Origin of the sequence: Polaromonas sp. A23, assembly GCF_002001015.1 — a bacterium.
Lineage (GTDB): Bacteria > Pseudomonadota > Gammaproteobacteria > Burkholderiales > Burkholderiaceae_C > Polaromonas.
In genome coordinates, this window is sequence record NZ_MUNO01000017.1 from 110,001 (window position 1) to 135,229 (window position 25,229).

At 56.5% G+C, this 25,229-nt stretch carries 16 protein-coding genes and 2 rRNA genes; 11 read left to right on the plus strand and 7 right to left on the minus strand.

All coding sequences use genetic code 11. The annotated features are described in order from the left end of the window. Positions 1-195: 195 nt before the first annotated feature. A 23S ribosomal RNA gene (locus B0B52_RS08010) occupies positions 196-3,074 on the plus strand. Between the two features lie 144 nt (positions 3,075-3,218). After that, positions 3,219-3,331, plus strand: a 5S ribosomal RNA gene (gene rrf, locus B0B52_RS08015). 155 nt (positions 3,332-3,486) lie between these two features. On the opposite strand, the gene B0B52_RS08020 is transcribed toward rrf, so the two are convergent. The 3 genes from B0B52_RS08020 to B0B52_RS08030 are packed head-to-tail and all read right to left on the minus strand — an operon-like array spanning position 3,487 to position 6,913. After that, a complete protein-coding gene (locus tag B0B52_RS08020) occupies positions 3,487-4,407 on the minus strand; it encodes an MBL fold metallo-hydrolase (protein WP_077593098.1) in 921 nt (306 codons plus the stop codon). 25 nt (positions 4,408-4,432) lie between these two features. Next, a complete protein-coding gene (locus tag B0B52_RS08025) occupies positions 4,433-6,118 on the minus strand; it encodes an AMP-binding protein (RefSeq protein WP_077593099.1) in 1,686 nt (561 codons plus the stop codon). A gap of 60 nt (positions 6,119-6,178) precedes the next feature. Next, the gene (locus tag B0B52_RS08030) at positions 6,179-6,913 is read right to left on the minus strand and encodes a hypothetical protein (protein ID WP_077593100.1); all 735 of its coding nucleotides are present in this window, start codon (positions 6,911-6,913) and stop codon (positions 6,179-6,181) included. Between the two features lie 68 nt (positions 6,914-6,981). On the opposite strand from B0B52_RS08030, the gene B0B52_RS08035 reads away from it, so the two are divergent. The 9 genes from B0B52_RS08035 (at position 6,982) to B0B52_RS08075 (ending at position 20,711) form a co-directional block, all read left to right on the plus strand. Then, the gene (locus tag B0B52_RS08035; RefSeq protein WP_077593101.1) at positions 6,982-7,488 is read left to right on the plus strand and encodes a hypothetical protein; all 507 of its coding nucleotides are present in this window, start codon (positions 6,982-6,984) and stop codon (positions 7,486-7,488) included. 13 nt (positions 7,489-7,501) lie between these two features. After that, a complete protein-coding gene (locus tag B0B52_RS08040; protein WP_077593102.1) occupies positions 7,502-9,127 on the plus strand; it encodes a GMC family oxidoreductase in 1,626 nt (541 codons plus the stop codon). 24 nt (positions 9,128-9,151) lie between these two features. Further along, positions 9,152-10,075 carry a triacylglycerol lipase gene (locus B0B52_RS08045; protein ID WP_077593103.1) on the plus strand — a complete coding sequence of 308 codons (924 nt, stop codon included), beginning with the start codon at positions 9,152-9,154 and terminating at the stop codon, positions 10,073-10,075. 76 nt (positions 10,076-10,151) lie between these two features. After that, positions 10,152-11,270: a response regulator gene (locus B0B52_RS08050; protein ID WP_077593104.1), complete on the plus strand. Its 1,119-nt coding sequence runs from the start codon at positions 10,152-10,154 to the stop codon at positions 11,268-11,270. Positions 11,271-11,291: 21 nt separating this feature from the next. Next, positions 11,292-14,693, plus strand: a complete 3,402-nt coding sequence (locus B0B52_RS08055) for a response regulator (RefSeq protein ID WP_077593105.1) — start codon at positions 11,292-11,294, stop codon at positions 14,691-14,693. 209 nt (positions 14,694-14,902) lie between these two features. Continuing rightward, on the plus strand, positions 14,903-15,559 hold the full coding sequence (locus tag B0B52_RS08060) for a helix-turn-helix transcriptional regulator (protein ID WP_077593106.1): 657 nt from the start codon (positions 14,903-14,905) through the stop codon (positions 15,557-15,559). 65 nt (positions 15,560-15,624) lie between these two features. Next, complete coding sequence (locus B0B52_RS08065; protein WP_077593107.1) at positions 15,625-16,284, plus strand: Crp/Fnr family transcriptional regulator; 660 nt, start codon at positions 15,625-15,627, stop codon at positions 16,282-16,284. 103 nt (positions 16,285-16,387) lie between these two features. Continuing rightward, complete coding sequence (locus tag B0B52_RS08070; RefSeq protein ID WP_077593108.1) at positions 16,388-17,485, plus strand: M4 family metallopeptidase; 1,098 nt, start codon at positions 16,388-16,390, stop codon at positions 17,483-17,485. A 205-nt stretch (positions 17,486-17,690) separates the two neighbouring features. Next, entirely contained in the window at positions 17,691-20,711 is a 3,021-nt protein-coding gene (locus B0B52_RS08075) for an AAA family ATPase (protein WP_077593259.1), read from the plus strand. Positions 20,712-20,731: 20 nt separating this feature from the next. On the opposite strand, the gene B0B52_RS08080 is transcribed toward B0B52_RS08075, so the two are convergent. From B0B52_RS08080 to B0B52_RS22560, 4 genes are all read right to left on the minus strand, one after another. After that, a complete protein-coding gene (locus B0B52_RS08080) occupies positions 20,732-21,361 on the minus strand; it encodes a class I SAM-dependent methyltransferase (protein ID WP_077593109.1) in 630 nt (209 codons plus the stop codon). Positions 21,362-21,438: 77 nt separating this feature from the next. After that, positions 21,439-21,975 carry a hypothetical protein gene (locus B0B52_RS08085; RefSeq protein WP_077593110.1) on the minus strand — a complete coding sequence of 179 codons (537 nt, stop codon included), beginning with the start codon at positions 21,973-21,975 and terminating at the stop codon, positions 21,439-21,441. Positions 21,976-22,236: 261 nt separating this feature from the next. Next, entirely contained in the window at positions 22,237-24,117 is a 1,881-nt protein-coding gene (locus B0B52_RS08090) for a hypothetical protein (RefSeq protein WP_077593111.1), read from the minus strand. Between the two features lie 14 nt (positions 24,118-24,131). Further along, entirely contained in the window at positions 24,132-25,214 is a 1,083-nt protein-coding gene (locus B0B52_RS22560; protein ID WP_217349790.1) for a phosphatase PAP2 family protein, read from the minus strand. Positions 25,215-25,229: the final 15 nt, after the last annotated feature.

The following is a 25,229-nucleotide window of genomic DNA, read 5'->3' on the forward strand; positions in this document are numbered from 1 at the left end:
AGTTAAATCAGCGTTGCTAGCGGAAACTGCACATTCGTAAAGGTTTAGTGCAGACCGTGCCGCTAGCGACATTTAATAGATTTTTGATTGCGTCAAAATGAACTTCAGACTTCACGTTTGAAGATTACGGCATAACGCGTTTGGTGAAAGACCAGACACATTCCTTGATGTGGCTTTGAGAAATCAAAGTTATAGGGTCAAGTGAATAAGAGCACATGGTGGATGCCTTGGCAATGATAGGCGACGAAAGACGTGATAGCCTGCGATAAGCTTCGGGGAGCTGGCAAATTAGCTTTGATCCGGAGATTTCTGAATGGGGAAACCCACCGAAAGGTATCGCATACTGAATACATAGGTATGCGAGGCGAACCGGGTGAACTGAAACATCTCAGTAGCTCGAGGAAAAGACATCAACCGAGATTCCGAAAGTAGTGGCGAGCGAAATCGGAGAAGCCTGTTAGTGATAGCAAGACTCTTAGCAGAACAGCCTGGAAAGGTTGGCCATAGCGGGTGATAGCCCCGTATGTAAAAAGAGACTTGTGATACTAAGCTAACGAAAAGTAGGGCGGGACACGAGAAATCCTGTCTGAATATGGGGGGACCATCCTCCAAGGCTAAATACTCATCATTGACCGATAGTGAACTAGTACCGTGAGGGAAAGGCGAAAAGAACCCCGGGAGGGGAGTGAAATAGATCCTGAAACCGTGTGCTTACAAAAAGTAGGAGCCTCGCAAGGGGTGACTGCGTACCTTTTGTATAATGGGTCAGCGACTTACATTCAGTGGCAAGCTTAACCGAATAGGGAAGGCGTAGGGAAACCGAGTCCGAATAGGGCGATTCAGTCGCTGGGTGTAGACCCGAAACCAAGTGATCTATCCATGGCCAGGATGAAGGTGCGGTAACACGCACTGGAGGTCCGAACCGACTAGTGTTGCAAAACTAGCGGATGAGCTGTGGATAGGGGTGAAAGGCTAAACAAACTTGGAAATAGCTGGTTCTCTCCGAAAACTATTTAGGTAGTGCCTCAAGTATTACCGTCGGGGGTAGAGCACTGTTTTGGCTAGGGGGTCATGGCGACTTACCAAACCAATGCAAACTCCGAATACCGACGAGTACAGCTTGGGAGACAGAGCACCGGGTGCTAACGTCCGGACTCAAGAGGGAAACAACCCAGACCGCCAGCTAAGGTCCCTAAAATTGGCTAAGTGGGAAACGAAGTGGGAAGGCTATAACAGTCAGGATGTTGGCTTAGAAGCAGCCATCATTTAAAGAAAGCGTAATAGCTCACTGATCGAGTCGTCCTGCGCGGAAGATGTAACGGGGCTAAGCCAGTTACCGAAGCTGCGGATTTGCAATTTATTGCAAGTGGTAGGAGAGCGTTCTGTAAGCCTGTGAAGGTGGTGGTGTAAACCCTGCTGGAGGTATCAGAAGTGCGAATGCTGACATGAGTAGCGTTAAAGGGGGTGAAAAGCCCCCTCGCCGTAAGCGCAAGGTTTTCTACGCAACGTTCATCGGCGTAGAGTGAGTCGGCCCCTAAGGCGAGGCAGAGATGCGTAGCTGATGGGAAACAGGTCAATATTCCTGTACCGATGTGTAGTGCGATGTGGGGACGGAGAAGGTTAGCTCAGCCAACTGTTGGATATGTTGGTTCAAGCCTGTAGTCGTGCCTGGTAGGTAAATCCGCCGGGCTTAGATGAGGGGTGATAACGAGTCTGCTTGCAGACGAAGTGAGTGATACCCTGCTTCCAGGAAAAGCCACTAAGCTTCAGCTACACACGACCGTACCGCAAACCGACACTGGTGCGCGAGATGAGTATTCTAAGGCGCTTGAGAGAACTCAGGAGAAGGAACTCGGCAAATTGACACCGTAACTTCGGAAGAAGGTGTGCCTTTAGTAGGTGAACCATTTACTTGGGGAGCCCAATGAGGTTGCAAAAAATCGGTGGCTGCGACTGTTTATTAAAAACACAGCACTCTGCTAAGACGAAAGTCGACGTATAGGGTGTGACGCCTGCCCGGTGCTGGAAGATTAAATGATGGGGTGCAAGCTCTTGATTGAAGTCCCAGTAAACGGCGGCCGTAACTATAACGGTCCTAAGGTAGCGAAATTCCTTGTCGGGTAAGTTCCGACCTGCACGAATGGCGTAACGATGGCCACACTGTCTCCTCCTGAGACTCAGCGAAGTTGAAATGTTTGTGATGATGCAATCTCCCCGCGGAAAGACGGAAAGACCCCATGAACCTTTACTGTAGCTTTGTATTGGACTTTGAACAGATCTGTGTAGGATAGGTGGGAGGCTTTGAAGCCGGGACGCTAGTCTCGGTGGAGCCAACGTTGAAATACCACCCTGGTGTGTTTGAGGTTCTAACCTAGGTCCATTATCTGGATCGGGGACAGTGCATGGTAGGCAGTTTGACTGGGGCGGTCTCCTCCCAAAGTGTAACGGAGGAGTTCGAAGGTACGCTAGTTACGGTCGGACATCGTGATAATAGTGCAATGGCATAAGCGTGCTTAACTGCGAGACTGACAAGTCGAGCAGATGCGAAAGCAGGACATAGTGATCCGGTGGTTCTGTATGGAAGGGCCATCGCTCAACGGATAAAAGGTACTCTGGGGATAACAGGCTGATACCGCCCAAGAGTTCATATCGACGGCGGTGTTTGGCACCTCGATGTCGGCTCATCTCATCCTGGGGCTGTAGCCGGTCCCAAGGGTATGGCTGTTCGCCATTTAAAGAGGTACGTGAGCTGGGTTTAAAACGTCGTGAGACAGTTTGGTCCCTATCTTCCGTGGGCGCTGCAGATTTGAGGAAGCCTGCTCCTAGTACGAGAGGACCGGAGTGGACGAACCTCTGGTGTACCGGTTGTCACGCCAGTGGCATTGCCGGGTAGCTAAGTTCGGAAGAGATAACCGCTGAAAGCATCTAAGCGGGAAACTCGTTTCAAGATTAGATCTGCCGGGGCCTTGAGCCCCCTAAAGAGTCGTTCAAGACCAGGACGTTGATAGGTCAGGTGTGGAAGCGCAGTAATGCGTTAAGCTAACTGATACTAATTGCTCGTGCGACTTGACCCTATAACTTTGATTGATTTCAAAGTTGTTATGCCCAAGTGACGCATTCAAAAACTGTGCTCGCAAGAGTGCAAGACATTAAATAAAAGCTGATTTGCTCTATGAATTCGATGGATTGTTCTTTGAACAGTCTGTCAACAAGTTATGCCTGATGACCATAGCAAGTTGGTACCACTCCTTCCCATCCCGAACAGGACAGTGAAACGACTTAGCGCCGATGATAGTGCGGATTCCCGTGTGAAAGTAGGACATTGTCAGGCTCTTACAGCAAGAAACGCCCAGTTGATTCAGTCAACTGGGCGTTTTCTTTTGGGCGAAAGAAAATACAAAATTTAGCGTGCAGCAGGCCGGCGCCTTTCAGCCATCGTTTCAAAAGTGAGAGTTTGCTGCAGAACACGGCCAGGGTTGTCTGCCTTCAGGCGTTAAAGATCAATGCTCCGTTTCGATGGGCTACAACAGAACGTACAAGTTCGGCAGTCAGCTGATCCAGCCAGTCCTCAAATGAAATTGATGCGAAAAACATTTCGCGTATTCGCGCGAAGTAGTTGGTATGCCTAGCCCACTCGAGAAGATCCACAAATGGAAGTTGCTGCTGTTCCAGGAGTTTGAATTTAAGCAGTACCTTTGCCGCGTGATGCGCATGCCGGCTGGGATTGGAGACAAAGACATCTAATCGTTGACGTGCGGATGCCAGCACTTCGGGACGGTAACTAAACACCGGACCGTGGCCGGGTATGACAGTACGCGGGTCCAGGCTTTCGATAAGGTCCAATGTGGCCGCCACCTCGGCAAAAGCGCTGCCTCCCTGCAGCTCGGGAAAGACGACCCCGAAACCACTCTCCCATAAAGCGTCAGCCGAAATCAGGGTGCGTGACTGGGATTCAAAGAAAATCACCGAATGAGGATCGTGGCCTGGCGCCGCATGAATCTGCCAAGCTTTGTCTGCTAGCTGGATCTCACTACCTGGTTGCAGCAAATCGGTGAACTCAAACCGCGGGCACAACTGGCCAGTAGGAGCGTACGTCAAGGCTACAGGATCCCAGGTCGAAACAAAATGCGCTTGCCCGGGCGGAATAAGCGTCTGCAACTCCGGATAAATGGCCTGAAGGGCTGAATTTCCACCGCAGTGGTCGCTGTGCAAATGGGTATTGAGAAGGACATCAAGAGTGCGCCCTTGCAAAGCGCCCACCACAAGGTCGACTGTCTGTTCAGCATGCGTCGCATATCCGCTATCAATCATGGCGGTGGATTGCGCCCCACGAAAAAGAATGTTGTTGGATGACAACCATCCACGTTCAAAAACCAGCAAGCCGGCTGGCAGGTTCGCGTCAGGCATGGCTGTCTGTCACCGATCCGTCGGGTCAGGCGGTAGCACGCAGTTCGCGCCTGAGAATTTTGCCCACATTGGTTTTCGGTAAATCTTCGCGGAATTCGATGTACTTCGGGCGCTTGTACCCCGTCAAATTCTGCTTGCAATACTCACTCACGGCTTCTTCTGTGAGTGTTGGATCGTTTTTCACCACAAAGACCTTGATGGCCTCTCCCTGCTTTTCGTCCGCGATGCCGATGGCTGCGCATTCAACCACGCCGGGGCACGATGAAATCACATTCTCAAGCTCATTGGGAAATACGTTGAAGCCGGAAACGATGATCATGTCCTTCTTCCGGTCCACGATTTTGGTGTATCCGTTCGCGCCCATGATTCCGATGTCTCCGGTACGCATGAAGCCGTCGGATGTGAATGCTTTTTCATTTTCTGCGGGCTGTTGATAGTAGCCCGTCATGACCTGTGGTCCGCGGATACAGATTTCACCGGATTCACCGATGGGAAGCGAATGCCCGTTATCGTCCTTGATCGAGATGTCTATTCCCGGCAAAGGCAGCCCAATCGTGCCTGTGAACTCCCGGTTGAGCACTGGATTGTTGGTGCCGATCGCGCAGGTTTCGCTCATGCCCCACCCCTCGATCATCGGGCTGCCTGTCACCTCCAGCCAATGTCTTGCAGTGCCTTCGGATGCCGCCATGCCGCCTGCCTGCGACACGCATAAGTTGGAAAAATCCACCGACTTGATCTGGGGGTGTTGCAACAAGGCATTGAAGAGGGTATTCACAGCCGGAAGCATGTGAAATGGACGCTTTTTCAGAACCTCGATGAACTGACCGAAGTCGCGCGGATTCGGGATCAGGGTGAGGTGAGAGCCCCAGCGAATTGCCAGCAGACACAGCGTCAATGCGAAGATGTGATACAGCGGCAACGCGGCAATGCCGTTGGTCTTGCTGACATCACCGATACGGCGCAAGGCTGGTGTAAACCAGGCTTCTGCCTGCAGGACGGCGGCGACGATATTCCTGTGGGTCAGCACTGCGCCTTTCGATAGACCCGTGGTGCCGCCGGTGTATTGCAAAAAAGCAATGGAATCGAGGCTGGTTTGAGATGGTTTGAGCGCCATTCCCATCCCCTCGGCCATCACACGCTCGAAGGGCGTCACGGTGCGCCCGTTCGTTAGCGGCAGCTTATAAGCCGGAACCACCTTGGCCAGGTGACGCACCGCAAAAGTGATCCATCGCCCGTACCAGAACCCCAGCAAATCACCCATTGACGCAACCACCACATGCTTGATCGGTGTCTTGTCGATGACCTCTTCGAGGGTAGTGACGAAGTTTTCGAGAATGACAATGGTTGTCGCTCCTGAGTCCTTGAGCTGGTGCTCCAGTTCGCGGGCGGTATACAGGGGGTTGACATTCACGCAGGTATAGCCCGCCCGCAAGATGCCGGCCATGGTTACCGCGAATTGTGGAATATTGGGCAGCATGATGGCCACGCGCGCATCGGGCTCCAGCCCCAAGTGCTGCAACCATGCGCCGAGTGCGGAGGAGAGTTCATCAAGTTCTCCGTAAGACATCCAGCGCTCCATGCACACTGAGAACGGCTTGGCGGCATTTTTCTTGAAGGAGTCCTCAAGCAGCTGATTCAGTGAGCGAAACTGTTCAGGATGAACATCGTGAGGAACACCTTCAGGGTAACTTTTCAGCCAAAACTTATCCATTGACAAACTCCTTGTGCCTTATTGTGTAAGCACCGAGGCTGCAGTTGTATGGGGCTTGTCCTAGTCCAGAGGCGTACCAGCAAGAAGTTGGCTCAAACGGGTCTCACAGGCGACAGGGTCAGCCTCAAACAAGGACCTTATCCAGTTTGATTCGCGCTCTTCCACTACATCCAAAAACTCGGTGGCCCCCTTCATATCGGCAAAGGCATCAAATCCTGACTCCAAAAATCGCTGCAGTGAACTCAATCCAGCGGCTCCGGCAGGCGTTCGCATCACTTTCAACAAGCTGCGTAGACCGCGCATGCGCGTTAGCTGATCCAGCTCCGTACCCAAATGCAGGATCACCTGCAACTGATGTTGCCGTGTCGGAATGTCGGCAACGGCGCGCCAACACTGGATGTACCGGGCCGCTAAAGTGCCGTCGGGGTGTTGCAGCCACTGTTTGGCCATCCTTTCATCCAGCTGCTCAGTGAGCGCATGCACCTCCGCCATTGAGACAGCGGTTTCAACCACCGCGGCGGGAAAGAGGCGCGCAATGGTGTTGGCGATGCGGGAAAACTGTTGATCCCTATGAGCATAGTCCCTGTCGCTGTACAACTCGTTCAAGAAGAAGTTGGCCGCTCGCTGATAGCGAGGACTTTGGAGTAAATCCGCATAACTTGCCTTGAACCGCTGCGCTTGCAGACGCTTGATCTCCAGGCTGGCGGCGTGGTGTACCCGGTCGGCTGCACGTTCTTGCCTCAGCTCGGAAACTGTCTCCATGGCTTCACGAATACGGGTAGCAGAAGGGTCCATATAAACACCGAGTCTATCTAGGTACGGCGCCCTATTGAAACCGATAGGCCTCGTGAGAAACTCACTCGATGCAAAGAAGGACCTTACTCAAGCTTGGCGTGGCGTCGGCAGCCGTTCTCGCAATTGCCGGTGGGGCTGCTGCGTTGCTGTCTCCCGGGTTGACTGACGGCCGACTCAGCCCGGTTGGGCGCGAGGTGTTCAGGTCTATCGGCCGCGCTATTCTCGATGAAACCCTACCACGAGACGAGATATCAAGACAGACCGCGCTGGACGGTCTGCTGAATCGTATCGACGAGTTGTCCATTGCGCTGGCGCCGCATGCGCAAGCCGAGTTGTCGCAATTGCTGTCGCTACTCGCCAGTGCGGCGGGCCGACACGGGCTGGCTGGCCTGAGCGAACCGTGGTCATCGGCGACAGAAGCGCAAATACAGCAGGCGTTGCAAGAAATGCGCTTGTCCAACCTGATGCTGCGTCGCCAAGCCTATGCGGCATTGCACGACATCACGGCCGCCGCTTATTTTTCTGACGCGGCCACTTGGCCCCAACTTGGTTATCCGGGCCCAGTCCGGATTTGAAAGACAGGAATACATGAGCCAGGTTCAAGATCCGATTCGCGAAGGTTTGAAGCGCGGCTGGAAAGTGCGGGGAGGCGCCCTGGGCGAGATTCCGGAATCGATCGTTTGCGATGTCGCCATTGTCGGTAGCGGTGCAGGGGCCGGCATTACCGCCGAGCTATTGTCAAAGGCAGGACTGCAGGTGGTGATCATTGAAGAGGGGCCGCTTAAAAGCAGCGCTGACTTCAACCAGAAAGAGTCGGAAGCTTATCCTCAGCTCTACCAGGAAAGCGCTGCACGAAAAACTGAAGACAAGGCCATCAACATTCTCCAGGGCCGTTGCGTTGGAGGCTCCACCACCGTCAACTGGACAAGTTCATTCAGGACGCCCAAGCCTACGTTGAATTTCTGGCAGGAAAAGTTTCGCCTACCGGACTACACCGTCGAAGCGCTGGCGCCCTACTTCGCGCAGGCCGAACAGCGCCTGAACATTTCGCCTTGGCTTACGCCCCCGAATGAAAACAACGATCTGCTGCGCCGCGGTGCCAGCAAGTTGGGAATTGATTCAGCGGTAATTTCCCGCAACGTCAAAGGATGCTGGAACCTCGGCTCCTGCGGCCTGGGCTGTCCGACCAATGCAAAGCAGTCAATGCTTGTCACGACCATTCCAGCGGCACTGGAGCGCGGAGCGCAGCTGTTGACGGAAACGAGGGTGGAAAGATTTGAGCTGGTCAACGGCAAGGTGACGGCGCTCTATTGCCGGCCTGTCATGCCAAATGGGGCTCTAGCCCTTTCGGTATCTGCGCAAGCAGCTACAAAAATAGTAGCAAAACATTATGTGCTCGCAGCCGGAGCCATCAACTCCCCTGCAGTGTTGTTGCGCTCCAATGCGCCAGATCCGCACGGATTGCTGGGAGCCCGTACTTTTCTGCACCCGGTCGTGATGAGCTCGGCGGTATTCGACCAGAAGATCGAAGCCTGGAATGGGGCGCCGCAAACCATCTACACCGATCATTTTCTCGACACGCAGGCTATCGATGGCCCCATTGGCTACAAGCTGGAAGCACCCCCGCTGCATCCGATTATTTTTGCTTCGACCGTGCCTGGGTTTGGTCAAAGTCAGCAGGCATTGCTCAAAACCTTCGCGAACAACCACACCCTGCTGGCACTTCTGCGCGATGGTTTTCACGACCAGTCACGTGGTGGCAAGGTCAAATTGCGCGACGACGGTTCCGCTGTACTGGACTATCCGCTGACAGACTATGTGATGGACGGAGCCCGCCGGGCCTTGCTGTCGATGCTGGAAATCCAGTTTGCCGCAGGCGCTCGCCAGGTGTTGCCTCTGCATGAAATGGCCGAGCCCTACACGAGCTGGGAGCAGGCGCGTGAGGCGGTCAAGGCATTGCCCATGAAGCCGTTGCTGACCAAGGTTGTGAGTGCGCACGTCATGGGCGGCTGTGGTTTGGGCGGTGACGAAAAGCTCGGTGTGATACGGCCCGATGGCGTGCACTGGCAACTTGAAAACCTGTCCATTCACGACGGCTCCATTTTCCCGACCAGCATTGGTGCAAATCCGCAGCTGTCCATCTACGGTGTCGTGAATCGGTTGGCACAGGAGCTGGCGAGAAAACTTACTGGACGCGCTGTCGCACTAGCCTGAAGCGTAGCCGGCACTCCGTTCTTCATGCTGGCTCGGCTCCAACAACTCATCACCATCACGCTGCTAACTGCAGCGTTGACCTGGCTGGGCTTCTTCTGGGAGCGCTCTGTGGCTCTTGCCTTTGCAGGTTTTGCGATCCTGGTCTTGGGCTACTCTGGCTTTCTGGCGGTGGAGTTTGTGGCCTTGCGCTTCGTCGGCCGGAGCGATTCTGTTCCGCGGCCATCGTGGAAGGAACTGGTTGGTGCGTGGTGGAGCGAGACCCTAACCGCACCGCGGGTGTTTTGCTGGCGCCAACCGTTTCGTTCCAACGCTGTTCCCGACCAACTGTCTGTCGAGTCCGTTGTGCCGGGTCGCTGCGGAATTGTCTTTATCCATGGGTTTTTCTGCAACCGCGGTTTCTGGACGCCTTGGTTGAAACAACTCGCAGGAACGGGGCAGGCGTTTATAGCCCTCGATCTCGAGCCGCCCTTTGGATCCATCGACGATTACGTGCCGCAAATTGAAGACGCTGTTGCACGAATCACCGCGGCTACCGGGGTACCTCCACTGCTGGTGTGTCACAGCATGGGCGGGCTTGCTGCCCGCGCCTGGCTCAAGGTCATGAAGGCTGAAGCGCGCGTCTGCCATGTAGTGACGATAGGCACGCCGCATCGCGGAACCTGGCTGGCACGTTTTAGCTTCGTCGCCAACGGCCGGCAGATGCAGCTGTCCGGCCAATGGCACCGTGAACTGGATCTGGGCATGCCGTCGAACCGGCATGCCTTGTTTACCTGTTGGTACTCCAACTGCGACAATATTGTCTTTCCGAATTCCACCGCAACATTGCCCGGCGCCGACAATCGCCTGGTACGCGGTGCGGCGCATGTGCAAATGGCTTTTTTGCCGATGCTGATGAGAGACACTTTGGCAATGACTGAGGGGCCTCTGTGGAAAAGTACTCAAAAGTAGTAACAAGTTCCACCAATCGGTAACAAATTGTGTAAGCTGGGGCTATTTCCCGCTTGGGTTAACGCTTGGGATCAAGATGCCTCTGATAGTTGTCATGGAAGACGACGCCGCTACACGTACTTTGGTGGCCTCCGTCCTCCGAAAAGACGGATATGACGTGTTGTCGGCAGACAATGGACTTGCTGGCCTTGAGCTGGTGCGCCAAAACAAGCCAGACCTGGTCATCAGCGACGTGCAGATGCCTGTGATGGACGGGTTCTCCATGCTGCAGGCCCTGCGTGCCGACCCCGCGATACTGGCCACGCCGGTTGTGTTGCTGACTTCCCTCCAGGAACGTGCCCACATGCGCATTGGTATGACCAGTGGCGCAGACGACTACATCACAAAACCCTTCAGACCCGGAGAACTGCGGGAGGCCGCCGCGGCGCAACTGAACAAGCGGCATATGCAGGCAGCCGTGCAGGACATGGCCGTCGAGGCGGCAGTTCAGGCTGCGCTGGAGGACCAGAAGCAGCAACTGGCCCGGTTGTACGAGAAAAAGCTCGCTGCGGAGTTGAGCGAAAAATGGCCAGCCGCTGACGCGACAAGTCAGGACGAAAAATTCTCCAATGCCACGGTATTGTTTGTGGACGTGCTGAACTATGCGGGGCTGGCGGAAAAGCTGTCCAGCAGCGATTTGAGCGACGTCGTCAGGCAGTTCTATACCAATGCGGGTGACACCGTGCATCTCTTCGGTGCGCGTCACATGCAGTTTGTCGGCGAAGGGTTGCTGGTGGTCTTTGTGGATGCCACCGACACTACCTCTGTCAACCATGGGCTGCGCGCTGCACGCGCCGCCCTGGGCCTGATCGACTCCGCCAAACGTGTGCAGCAATTTCTCAACTCCCGTTTCCCCGGCCATGACCTGCCGCGCTTCGACGTCAGTGTCGCCCTTAACAGCGGACCTGTGGCGCTGGCCAAGCTGGAGGACCCTCTTCGTGGCGGGGTGCATATTCTGCCGGTAGGCGACACCGTGAGTGCCACCCTGTTGCTGCAAAAACAGGCTTGCAAGGCGGGGTGGCAGATTGCGGCCAGTATCACAATGCTGCGGGGCGTCACCGGGGCAGTCAATACAGGCGGGCGGGCGCTTCTTCCCCTGCCCGGCCGCTCGGCAGCGATCGATGCTGCCGAGTTGCTCGGTCTCGCCTTGGCCTGACCAACGCCTCGACGGAGCGTCATGGGAAAAAGAACGGTTTCACTCCGCCGCGTTCTGGTGACCAGCCTGCTGGCATTTGCCATCGTGCCGTCCGCCCTGGTGGTATGGCTGATGGCCCGCGGCAGTGAACGGGCCGTTCAGGACCTGGCCGGGGGAATTCTCTTCAATGTCGCAGCGCGAATTCAGGCAGGCACAGAAGCGCATCTGAGCCAGGCGCATACGGCGCTCAATGGGCTCTTCCCCGAGAGGCTGAGTGCGGTCCAGACCGAACAAGCCAGGGACTGGCTACGGCAGAGCGCATTGTTTGAGCCAATGGCGTTTGCGCTTAGCAGGCAATCACCAGACGTTCCCAGTCTGTATTTTGGTAACAACCGCGGCGAGTACTTCTCAGTTGAAAGTGCGACGGGAGGCGCCACGGTACTGCTCCGCGGTCCTACGGATACGGGACTGCAGGCTTTTATGGCACGACGCCCCGGCGATCGCAGTCGGCCGTTGGCCGTTTCGCAAGCCAGCTTTGAACCGCGAACCCGGAGCTGGTATCAAGGGGCGCTGGCCGCCAAGGGTCGTGTTTTCTCTGCAATCCAGGTTGGTCCGGGCGAACCGCAGCTGCTTGTTACGCTTTCCCAGCCCGTCTATGACAACGACGGAGGTGCGGCCGGCGTGGCCGGCGTTGACCTGTACCTGCAGCGCTTGTCTGCGCTGCTGCAAACCCAGCGTCTGAGCGCGCACGGTGCCGCTTTTATTGTGGACGAGGCGGGGGCGCTGGTTGCCGGATCTGCGGGTGACGCCCTGTTCCACGACGTGCAGGGGCAGTCAGTGCGCAGAAGCCCACAAAACAGCGCCAACCCGGTTATTCGGGCAAGTTTTGCGGCGCTGCTGTCCGAGCAGGCCCGCAAACGCGACGACACCGTCGCCAGCAACACGGCCTTGCAGAGGCTGCCTATGGGTGAGAGCACCCTGATGATGGTGCAGCGACCGTTTGGAGAGTCGCTCGGGCTGCGGTGGACCCTGGTGGTTGCGGCTCCAGAAAGTGATTTCACCGCAGAAATCACCCGCGCCTGGCAGGTGTCGCTGTCGCTCATCGTCGCAGTGATTCTTCTCGGGGGCGGGCTGGCGTTCTATGTGGCCAACCGCATTGGCAAGCGGCTCAGGCGACTGAGTGTGGCGGCGCAAAAGCTTGGGAAGGGCGAGATTCCCCGCATCGACAGAGGCACGCATTTGCATGAGGTGATGGAGCTGTCGCGTGTGATGCACGCCAGCGCCGAGCAGCTCAAGAGTTATCGCGCCGAAGTGCAAGCCAAAACGCGGAGCATCGAAGAGGCCAATGAGTTGCTGGAAGAGCGCGTGGCGCAGCGCACGGTAGAGTTGTTGGCCTCGCGTGAAGACGCCCTGCAGGCGGCCCGTGCCAAGGCTGCGTTTCTTGCAACGATGAGTCACGAGATCCGAACGCCGCTCAATGGTGTTGTCGGCATGAGCACCCTGCTGGCTGAGACGGCACTTGATGAGGAGCAAACCGACTACCTGCAGACCATCCGGTTGTCGAGCGATCAATTGCTGGCAGTCATCAACGATATCCTGGATTTTTCAAAAATTGAGTCCGGTAAGCTCGACCTTGAGGCAGAGCCTCTGAGTTTGCGCAGCACCATCGAGGAGGCCTGTGACATAGCCGCTTCGCGAGCTCGCGAGAAAAATCTGGAGTTGATTGTCGACATACCGGAAACTTCGGGAAGCGGCGTCCCGCAACTGCCGGTGGCCATTCTGGGAGACGTGACCCGCATTCGCCAGGTTTTGATCAACCTGATAAACAACGCAGTCAAGTTCACTGAACGAGGCGAAGTTACCGTGAGTCTGCGGGCACTACCCAGTCTCGATGCGGACCGGGCACTTGTTGAATTTCGTGTCACGGATACCGGCATCGGCATACCACCAGAGCGCGTCAGTGCACTGTTCCAGGCATTTACCCAGGTGGACGCCTCCACCACCCGCAAGTACGGCGGTACGGGCCTCGGGCTGGCGATATGCAAGCGCCTGGTCGAACTCATGGGTGGAGATATCGGCGTGGACAGTGTTCAGGGCCAGGGTTCTGCCTTTTGGTTCACTGTGCAGGCGCTGCCTGCCGAACTTCCTCCGGCGACTGCGACCGTGGATGCAGCTGCGTTGGCCGGAAAACACGCGATGGTAGTGGACGACCATCTGACCAATGTCCGTGTGTTGTCTCGCCAACTTCAGTTGTGGGGCATGCAAGTCAGCACGGCCGAGTCGGGCGCGCAGGCGCTACAGGCGCTGACCTTGGCGCAAAGCGGTGGTGTATTGCCTGACATCGTTATCACCGACATGCATATGCCCGAGATGGACGGGATGGCGTTGGCAAAAGTCGTCAAAGCCACCCCCGCCATGGCCGGTTTGCCACTGGTGCTGCTGACCTCCGGTTTCATGCCTCCCGGCAATGAAGCGACCCGGCTGTTCGAGGCCCGGTTGCTTAAGCCGGCCCGGCAGAGGCAATTGTTCGATGCGCTGGCGCGCTGCCTGTCGCTGCCTGGCAGCTATAAGCCACAGAACACACTACCTGATGCTGTGGCTAATGCAGAGGCCGTAGCGAACAAGAACCTGACCTTGCTGGTGGTGGACGACAATGCCGTCAATTTGAAGGTCGCTTGCGCCATGCTTGCCAAGCTGGGGTATCGAACGGCGACCGCACTCGATGGGCGAGAAGCTGTGCAGGCTGTAGCAAGCGCTCATGGCGCGGGATTACGCTTTGGTGCGGTGCTGATGGATATCAACATGCCGCGCATGAATGGTTTTCAGGCCACCCAGCAGATACAGGCCATGATGGGCAAGAAAGCGCCCCCCGTCATTGCGTTGACCGCCGCGGCATCGCCCGAAGACCGCGCCCGTTGCATGGCAGCGGGCATGGACGACTATTTGACCAAACCACTGCATGTGGCTGCACTGGCACAGGCGCTGGAGCGTTGGTTGCCCAAGATGCAGAAGGCATCCGAAGGCTCCCCAGGATTCCCAACCGACCGACCCGGCCCCGGCACGACCCATGAGGTTCCGCTCGGGGTGAGTCATCCGGAGCCCCCGCTGATGGATTTGGAACGTCTGGCGCAGTTCAAGGAGTTCGATGATGAAGAACTCAGCATGACGCGCGAGGTGATAGGGCTGTTTATGGCCGACGCCGCACAACGTCTGAAGGCTATTGAGGAGGGCATTCGTGCGAACGATGCTGTCGCCCTGGCGTGGGCAACTCATGCCCTGATCGGCTCCACGAGCAACGTGGGTGCTGTGGCAATGCATTCTGTTTGCAGTGCACTCGAGCGGGCCGCGAAAAGGGGTGTTGTGCCGGCCGATGGACTTGAGCAGCTGGAGAAACTCCGCGCTTATTGGGTACAAACCAAGGTGGTTCTTGACTCTTGGGTCTGACTGGCGACGCTGGAGGGCTCGTCAAAGATTTTGACCCACTTCAATCTCACAAGCAACAATCATAGTGAGTACTTACATTTTTGCCGCATCTCTTGTCTGGTTGAGGTCTTTGGGGTGTGAATTTTTTCACAAAGAACGGGCTACTTAGTTCCTATCCACTTCTTGCGGGTCTTCATACGCTTAACAAGCTGTAACACCCGAGAATGAAGATGAACACCTTGTTGAAAGCCGGTTTTCTGGAGTCCCCCCTCACCAAGGACGTTGGCCGTTTGGACTCTGGCCCGGACGTGCTTTCCCTGTTGATCGATGTGCTTGGGCATGGCGTCATTGTGGTCGATGAGCGGGGGCGGATCCTTCATACCAACAGGGCTGCCCGTACAGAATTGAACCGTCGCCGTGTCATCGACAAAGTGGCTGGAGAGGTTCATGCGGTTTCGCCTGTAGACAGTCGTGTCCTCCAAAATGCCTTGAGCAAGGCGATCGCGGGCAAACGCAGCCTTATCAATGTATCGGCCGATGGGCTGAGCCTGGCGCTGGCTGTGGTCCCGCTCAAGCTGGACGCTGAGGCATGGGAAACCCGGATCGCACTGTTTTTTGCGCGTGCCGAAGTCTGTGAATCAGGCATGTTCGGATTTTTCGCCCGCAGCTACGGCCTGACACAGACGGAAGAGCAGGTGTTGACGATTCTGTGTAGGGGCTTGAGTACGCCGGAAATTGCCGTTCAGATGAAGGTGGCGGTGTCCACTGTACGTAGCCATGTACGCAGCCTCTGCGCAAAAACCGGCTCCAGCGGGGTCCGTGAACTTGTCAACCGTGTGGCCGTATTGCCGCCGGTGGCGCCTTTGCATCTGGCCCAAATTCACTGAAAAGAGCCATTAGCCCTCATGCTGCCCACACCGGCAGCCCGCCGCGTGCTAGATTACGGCTCATCATGAGCACGTCAATACCTCCCAGCGAAGATCTTTATACGCCACTGGTGCCCGAACTGCGGTCACTGGCACGCCGTGGCGTCCTGCGTACTTACCGGAAAAATGCGGTTCTGATCAACGAGGGCGAGTCCGGGGACAGCTTGTTCGTACTGCTCAAAGGCAGCGTCAAGATCTTCGCCATGGACGAAAGCGGGCGTGAAATTACCTATGGAACCGTCGAAGCGGGTGACTATTTTGGTGAAATGTCGCTCGATGGTGGGCCACGCTCGGCTTCGGTCATGACACTCGAACCCTGCACCTGCGCCGTGTTGGGCCGAACGGATGTTAGCGAGCATCTGGTGGAAGAGCCCGAATTTGCCATCAATCTCGTGGTGCAGGTGATACGCCGGGCTCGTTCTGCAACCGAAACGGCGCGAAACATGGCGCTGCTTGATGTGTATGGCCGGCTGGTAGCTCTGCTTGAAGAGCGCAGGGATGAAACAGGTGAAGAGGCGAGCGGCAGCACCACGCTGGAATCCATCACTCACCAAGATATTGCCAACCGCGTGGGTGCGTCGCGTGAAATGGTAAGCCGCCTCCTCAAGGACCTTGAAAAGGGCGGCTATATCGAGCTGGGCATCCGGCGAATCACACTGCTCAAGAAGTTGCCCAGCCGCTGGTAGCCGTGCCGGTAAGTGTTATTCCTTCGGGTCCCTGGCATGCAAGGGGCGCTCAGCCGAGCGTGCCGGTGTGCGCAGGCGTCCTTCGCGTTGAAGGGCCGCACAGATGAAACCCGCGTACAACTGCTTCTGTTTTGCCGTTCCGTCCAAACTCTTTCGCAAGCTCGCCGAAAAAGCCGGGGAAGATGAGGGCAAGCGGCTCAACAGCCACATAGAGCACAGCACGCGACTGCGTACACAGCGCCATGTCTGTTCCAAGCAGGGAGTTGTCCCCCGCACGGTCCAGTCCCCCCAGTCTTTCATGCCGGCTCAGGCCTATCGCCGCAGTATTTTTAATGCAGGCACCGACACCGACCTGCCGGGCAAGCCGGTGCGGCATGAGGGCGACAAACCGATCAGGGACCGCGCTGTCAACCGGGTGTACGACAACACCGGCATCGCCCTGAATTTCTACCACCAGGTGTTCGGGCGGGAATCCCTCGACGACCGCAGCATGCGTGTGGAGTCGGCCGTGCATTTCGGCAAGAACTTCGCCAATGCCATGTGGACCGGCGAGCAAATGGTCTACGGCGATGGCGACGAAAACGTCGGCGGATTCACCGAGGCGCTGGACATCATCGCCCACGAACTGACCCACGGTGTCATCCAGCACATGATTCCGGGTGGGCTGGGCGTGGTCAAGCTGGCGCGCAAGGATCGCGAGTTCGAGGAACAGACACATGCACTCCAGGGCCAGGCCGGCGCCCTTAACGAATCCTTCGCCGATGTCATGGGCAGCATGGTCAAGCAGTGGCATGCGCGCCAGACCGTGACCCAGGCCAACTGGCTGCTCGGCGAGAACATGCTGGCACCGCAGCATGGGTTGGCCATCCGCTCCCTCAAAGACCCCGGCAATCGCAAGCTGACCTGGTACGACGATGACCAGATCAAGACCATGGAACAGTATCTCGACGGTGCCGATGTTCACGACAGTTCAGGCATACCCAACCACGCTTTCTACCTCGCAGCCAAAAAAATGGGCGGATTTTCCTGGGAGAAGGCCGGGTTGATCTGGTATGGGGCATTTGCCAAACTGAAACCCCGGGCCAGCTTTCTGGATGCCGCTCGAGCCACCTGTGCAGCGGCAGAATCCCGCTTTGGCAGTAAGTCAAAAGAATACCTGGCAGTCCACTCGGCCTGGCAAGCTGTGAAGGTCATCACCTAGACCGGGATACTAATGCCTTGCATCACCGGCGGCTGCATGCAAGCATTCACAGGGTCGGCCGGAAAATCGGCCTGTTGTTGAGGATTCAAAGAAAAACATGTCGTTGCGCTGCTTATCCTGCTTGACGGTCAACCCTGACACAAACCGCTTTTGCGGAAACTGCGGTGCCGCATTGGGGCACGGCGTGCTGGATCCGGTCCCGGTCATGGAACCCCTGAGGCCGGAAGTCCAATGGGGCGCCCTCAAGCACGCGACCATTCTGTTCGCCGATATCGTCAGTTCCACCGAGCACGTAGCTGATCTTGACCCCGAGCAGGCCATGGAGCAGCTGCGGCCTGCTGTTCAGCGCATGTGTGACGCGGTGGAGCGTTTTGGCGGAACAGTGGTACGCACTTTGGGCGACGGTGTCATGGCCTTGTTCGGAGTGCCCCGAGCGCTGGAAGGCCATGCCAGTCTGGCATGTGAAGCTGCCCTCGCCATGCAGGCAGCATTCGAAAATCCCGGGGAGCGCCTGCGCATCCGGGTCGGCCTGCACTCGGGCCAGGTTGCGTTGGATACGGGGGCGGTTGACGCAACCAAGGGCGGAGGCGTGCATGGGCACGCCATCCATCTCGCCAGCCGTGTGGTCGGCCAGGCAGAGCCTGGTGGGATCTGCATCACGGCCGACTGCCTTGCTTTGGTTCGTCCAGCCCCCGACGTCAGGCGGATGGGTCCGCATTTGCTCAAAGGCATCGCGGAGCCCGTCGAATTGCATGCATTGCTGGGCATCAAGAGTGATGTGCGGCATCACCAGTTTCACGAGGCAGCCGTGTCTGTCTTCCGTGGCCGCGATCTGGAGCTTGGCATCCTGAAAGAAGCCTTCGACAGTGCGCAGGAAGGCCGTGGTTCGGTGGTCGGATTGTCGGGCGCTCCCGGTACCGGAAAAAGCCGGCTTTGCCACGAATTCGCCCAGTGGTGTCGTGAGCGCCCTGTGCCTGTCTTTGAAGTACGCACCCAGCTTTATGGGCATGCCACGCCGTTGCAACCGGTGTTGATGTTGCTGCGGACCTGCTTTTTTGAGATATCTCCTGTAGACGATGCAGCCACAGCAAGGCGGCGTATCGAACAGGGGCTTGCCAGGCTTGGCGCAGTCTCGGCAGATGACCTGGCACTGCTCCATGAGTTTCTGGGCGTTGCAGACATCAGCAGCCAGCCATGTTCACTGAACCCCAAGGCGCGCCTCGCAAGGCTTTTGGGCTTGCTGGGTGAACTGGTGCGCCATGCCGGCCGCAGTACCTCAGTCATTATTTTTGAAGACCTGCATTGGCTTGACGAAGCCAGTGCGGTCTTTCTTTCGGCGCTGGTGGACGCGGTTGGCGGTACGCACACCCTGCTTCTTCTCAACTACCGCCCTGGCTATCAAGCGCCATGGAAGGATGTCTCTCATTTCCAGCCGCTGGTGCTGGCAGACCTGAGCGCTACCGATACCGAGGCTCTTGTACGCGAGCAGCTTGAGCGCTATCCGGAATTGCAGCGCTTCTTCTCGCTCATCGTGGAACGTTCCGCAGGCAATCCTTTTTTTGCCGAAGAATTGACTCACTCACTGATCGAAAAGCGCGCATTGCTGACCGCCTCGGGGTATACGGACCGTGATCTTGCGGCCCTGGGCCAGGAAGCACTCCCTGCTACCGTGCAGGCTGTGATCGGTGAGCGCCTTGACAGGTTGGTCGCCACCCAAAAAACACTGTTGCATATCTGTGCAGTGATCGGAAAAGAAATTCCGCTGGCTGTTCTTCAAGAGGTGGCCGTCTATCTGGTGAGCCAGATGGAGAGCGGCCTGGACGGGCTCTGTGAGGCCGAGTTGCTGCAGCTGCTGCGTGAAATCGCCGGCGGGCGCCGCTTTGCTTTCCGTCATCCACTCATTCAGGAGGTGGCCTACAGTACCCAGCTCAAGGCCCGGCGGGCCAATCTGCACGCGGCAGTGGCTGCCGCGATGGAAGTGCACTACAGCGCACAGCCGGGAGAGTTCGCCGCGCTGATTGCCTACCACTACGCAGCCGCCGGGCAATTCGTCAATGCTGCGCAACATGAGGCACGGGCGGCAAAGTGGGCCGGCTCCACCAACTCTGCACAGGCCATCAAGCATTGGCGCAAGGTGTGGACGCTGCTGGAGGGGCAGGAACGGTCGCAGCAGGTCAACAGCCTGCGGGCTCTGGCGGGTGGCCGAATCGTTTACCTCGGCTGGCGGGAGGGGCTCAGTCCGCAGGAAGTTCAAGAGATCTGCCAGGAAGCCATAGGGCTTGCGAGAGATGTGGACAACCGGCTGGAGCAATTGTTGCTTTTTGCGCAGGGACGCATCCTGCAGTCGGGCGGTGGCCCGGCAGATGACTATGTGGCGAGCGTTCTCAAGGCGCTTTCGCTGACTCCACCGGGTCAGGATGTCGGGCGTGTTGCGATGCTCAACGTGGCGCTCAGCCAGGCCTATGCCTGGGCCGGTCTGCTGGAGCAGGGGCTTGCGGCAAATGACGCCGCCTTGCTGGGGGTAGAAAACATCGACAAATTCGACCGGGAATTTATTGATTTCAGCATTGAACAGTGGGCGCTGGGGATTCGCGCCCGGTTGTTGATACGCATGAACCGATTGGATGAGGCAGAGGCCTGCTTGCTGCAAATGTTGTCTGTTGACGAAAGGCTGGATGACCCCGTGATTCAGCAGATCACTCATCATTTGCACGTGGAGCTTGCGGCGGTTACCCAGAACGCTGAACTCGCCCAGCGGCATGTTGAAATCGTCGTTGACCTTGGGCAGCGGTATGCCAGCCCATACTCAAAAATCTTTGCTCTTTGGTGCTCCGGCTTGGCTGAAGTAAGCGTTGGAAAACTGACAGCTGCGCAACATTGTTTTTCTCAAGCACTCGAACTTATCGCGAGTTCGAAAGTGGCTCTTGAGTTTGAAGCCGAAATACAGGCTTGCTTGGCCGAGTGCCATCACAAGCAGGGCAACCTTGATCTCGCGCTGGCAGTTGCCCAAACAAACATTGATATATCGAAGCCGAGAAACAATCGCTTGGCCGAATGCCGGGCGTTGATTGTTCTTGGTGGCGTGCTGGGTCAAAAGGCTGATGTCAAATCCCGGCAGGAAGCATTGATCCATTTCAACCAGGCGGAACAGCTGATTCAGCTGACCGGCGCCAAGATTTACGAGCCGCTTTTGCGGAATGAGCGGAGTCGCGTAGTGGGGATCTGACCAAAGCCGGGCGCGACTGCTTAAGTAGTCTTTCGTATCAGCAAGGTGTATTCACGCATTCCATAGCTGTTCAGTATTTCCACGGTGGCGCCAAACCTCTTCTGGCAATAGTTGCTCCACAATTCAGAAGGCGGCCTGTAGAGCTCCGTTATGCCAATTACTCCTTCGGGCAGCGGAGTAAGAAAATTGACCGCAAAACCACGACGACTGGTGGCGTGCATGTTCGCCAATGTTGTTGCGACAAACTGTGTCCACAAGTCGTCAGTTTGGGTTAGTTTCACATTGAAAATTCCGCTGGCAATCGAGTAGTCCGCGATGCGGGGACTGTTGCTTGCTACTACGAATTTCGTTTCGCGCCGCTTGCCCCATAGTTTTTGTGCCTGAGCGATCATGGCTGGTGAGAGGTCTATGCCCAAATAGTTAATTGCCTTGCCGCGAAAGCGTTTGGACAAAAAAGCGAGCAAGGCGCCATAGCCGCATCCCAAGTCGTTAAGCGTCACTGGCGAATCAAAATTACAGAACTTGAGCAACTGCACGAAACGCATTTGCTGGGTAGGCACACATGCCCAATCGACCCCAAGCGGGGTAGCCCCGTAGGTGTCGATTTTTCGGGTGTAGTACTGCTCGACTTCGGCAAGCAATACGTCCATGGGGTTTTGCGAAAAGGTCCCGGCCACTAAACAATACCCGGGTGAACGGATTTTCGGGGAGCGCCCCCGAAAACGCTTTATTTCTTTGCGCCGGGTTTGCTGGCTTTAGTCGCAGCCTTGCTCTGGCGCGCCGCGCTTGCCGCTTGCACTGACTGCATCGGCAATGAAATCGTGAGGTAGTCCTGCTCCAGGTAATGTACGGGGCGGCTCTTGTCTGTGATCTTTACTTGCGCATTTTGTTTTTCACCGCGCATATCGTGGGAGGTAAAAAAAACAGGCAAAGGCGTTTTCGAAGCCAAATTTTTAATCAAGGCATTGACGATTGCAACATCACCGTTCTGTTTGGGACGATTGGAGTCGTGCTTGCTGAGTGCTCCTACCAGGTCGTACCAACGGTTTTTAACTTCATTGTTCCAGGCGCCAAGATTGAGTGCTGTCACACTGGTTTTGAAGGAACGTCCCTTTTTGAAGATCTTGAACTCTTTTTGCAACGCCACCATTTCCTCAATTCCGCCGTGGTGCGTGTCCTTGCCTTGGGGCGGCGCAAAACGCAAATTCAGTTCATCCAACATGCTACCGATGTAGATGTCGTGCTCTTTCATGAAATAACCCATGTGACTCTCCTAATGCTGACGGTTAATGGAATCTCGGCGTTTTGGTAAAAGTTGCAACCTACTGTTAAAGGCCTATCGGAGTTTAGGCCGAAGTTTTTTGTTTGAAAAGGGGCATGGACTCACCTAAGAGAATTACCTCTTTGTTTGGCAACGCGTAGATGCAGCGTGTTGCATCAATGCCAAACCGCCAATGTAAATCGAAAAGCTACATCGCCTCCGTCGTGAAGGGTGTGGCGGCAAGCAGGCAATGGCGCCATTGCGCTACATCGCGTTAAATACTTTCCGGGTAACTTGGGGCGCAGCGTCACTGGTGCCAACCAGACGGACCGCGGACCCGCTGCGAGTGCTCGCACCACGCACGCCTATCAACGCCGCATTTTCATCACTAAATGCTTGAGTGTGAGGTATCTTTACTACGCCGGGGCGTGTGGGACGTGCATGGTCGGGGTCCGGGTTTTGCGGCGAGTAGTTCGCCCACTTTGGGCCTGCAATACGTGTGCCACCGACCGACACTGTCTTGTTACCCGTGGCAATGCTATTGAAATTGCCGCTTCGCCGAATGGGCGTGGGGTTGGTTGGGTCGTCTACCAAGGCCTGCATGTCGTAGAGCGCATCTTCCAAATGCGATTGGCGTATGCCCGTGTGATGCGCAAGAACCTCGTCATCCCGCTCTACATAGGCGTCAATCGTAACTGCACCCGTACCGACATTGGTTAGCTTTATTTGCCAAGCCCCGCTGGGTGCAGTGGCCGTGCCGTCATCAAAACTGAACGTGGGAGCTACAGCGATAAGCGCGCAAGTCCCGTTGCGCCCCGTCGCTACTGCTTCGGGGTAGATCAGTGCGCACAGCGGCTGCGTGCCACCGTCCAGCCACATACGTGATTCGCCAAAGGAAAGTGCGGGTAGTGCTGTGCGACCTGGCGGTGTGATTTCAATTTCGATGCCGGTCGCTCCTTCGGGTAGCCATAGTTCCAGGAAGTTTTGAGATAAATCGGCTGGTTGCCCACGCCAATGGAATGTCACGCGCTCATTTTTTGATAGCGCTGCATTTGCGTGTGTGCGCCACTGGTAGCTGTTACTCACCGGCAAGATTATCTGCAATCGTTTGCCGCTCAAGGCGATCAATTGATCCATAGCGGCTTCCAGGATTGAGCTGCCGTCGTGCGGCCCTGCCAACGTGCCCCAACTGAGATTGACGGCAATTTTGGCGGTCAATGCGCATCTAGACATGATGTACATCAGTCCATCAAGTATGTGCACGTTCATTGCACCGCCTGACGTGTCTCGGATGGTGTCCCAGTCCAACTGAACCGACACGATGTTAGCGCGGCTGGCATCGTCATTGGCGAGATCCCAACTGGGTGGTGCGTCAAACGAGGGCGGCAAATTGGCCACCTGCGCTAGCAGTGTGCGAGGCCCGCAGGCCAGATCCAGCACCTGCGTGCCGTGGTTCAATAGCCTTTGCAGGGCCGTTAGCTTGAACTGCTGATACACAGCACCTTCATCGACCATTCCGCCAAAGGTGTTTTGTTGCATGGCCTGGTTGATTTGGGCCGCCGTGAGTTCATGGCCGTATCCCAATCCAGCAGGTGTACTACCGACACCTTCGCCGTCCTGTCGCCAGAAGTATTGCGTGCGTGCCTTGCCGTTCTTCAGGAAGCGGTTATTCGCAAACGCAAGCCCGCCATCAATTTGGCCAATCACTTTGCCCTGGAGTAGGACCGGGGCCGCACCCGGAGGGGCGGCTGAAGGTGCCGTGGGGTCATCCGTCTGGTGCCCCGCTGGCAGCCCCATCTCTAATCGCTGCACCAATGCATGTAAGCTGCCGCCGAGACGAATGTGTTTAAAAAACGCCGGTTTTACGCGGGCCGTGCAGAACCGTAGGCCCGCAGGCGCTGCGCTGCTCGTATATACGGGCGGCACATGCAGCCACAGGGGCGAACCTGCAGCAATGAATTGAGCGATGCTGACGCCGGGGTTGAGCTCTATGGTGACGGGCAACCACCGAGGTGGTTTGCCGCCATAGCCGGCAAATTTATCAGCCTCGGCCCACACAAGATAGGGGTCAGCTCCAGTAGTAGCTCCGGGCTTCGCCCAGTCTATGCCAGTGAAGCTGCCTTTTGGCAATTTGGTCCAGGACATGGTGGCTTACCTGACTATTGAATTGGTTGCCACTCTTTGGCGGCTTTGGCCCACATGAACGCCATCAATGGCGAGGCGGCAATGCTGCCTACTGCGGAGAGATATTCGTAGTAACCACTTTGGTTGTTGGCCATCGAAACACGTGGATCAAAGTCAATCGTGTGGCCTTGAGCGTCGTGAAACTTCCTGCCGTTAAAACCTCGCTCATGCAGCTTGTTGTTACCGATGCATCGCGCCACGAAAAAATCGGCGAGTCCCGTGCCTAGAAGACGGCCCACCGCACTGTCCACCGGGTAATGCAGTCCGGCCACTGTACGGTTGACGGCTATGCGCGCTGCCTGGCGCTCCAGCTGTTCTTTGTATTTGGCCCCGTGAGGCAGTAGTGCTTGCACGACCGTGGACACCACGTAGGCTTCGGTTGCGTGTCCGCTTGGCCAACTAGCGTGGCCTGGGGTCGGGATCGGCGGTTGGATTTGTGGCGATAGCTCCACAGGCCGAGGGCAGGCGAAAGCATGCTTAAAGCGCATCTCCACGTGCGATGCAAGAGAGAGGCTGAGATCAAGCAGTTCAAGCGTCCACTTGTGGCGATGTGCATGCAAGCCAATGATCGCAGCCGTAAAGGCGAGAAATCCGTTGGCTTGAGTGAGAATTTCACTGCCTCGGTCTTCGCGTAACTCACTGTAGTTGGCAACCAGCTCCAGTTGCTGCTTGAATACTTTGGCTGTGGGGCGAACTAAGCGGATCAAGGTGCGACTCTTGAGCGGTTTTTTGTTCAAGTCGACAAAATCGACCGACACCAACTCCTTCGATTGATTCACGTCAAAGTGCAATCCAGCCAAAAGATCCAATTCGCAGATTTGCATGCGTGGACCCACAGCCCAGTCTGCCAGGCGGTCGGGCTTATCCAGTGGCGTCGGCAAATTGATAGGAAGGGTTGCTCCCTGAAAGGGACCCACCAAAGCAGCTCGACTCAGAGTAATTGCGTTCGCGAGTACTCCTTGGTTGTCCGCGGGGCCCTGACCAAAGCCGGCACCGAAACCGGCTCCAAAACCTGCACCAAAACCGGCACCGAAACCGGCTCCAAAACCTGCGCCCATATTCATCACTCCCTT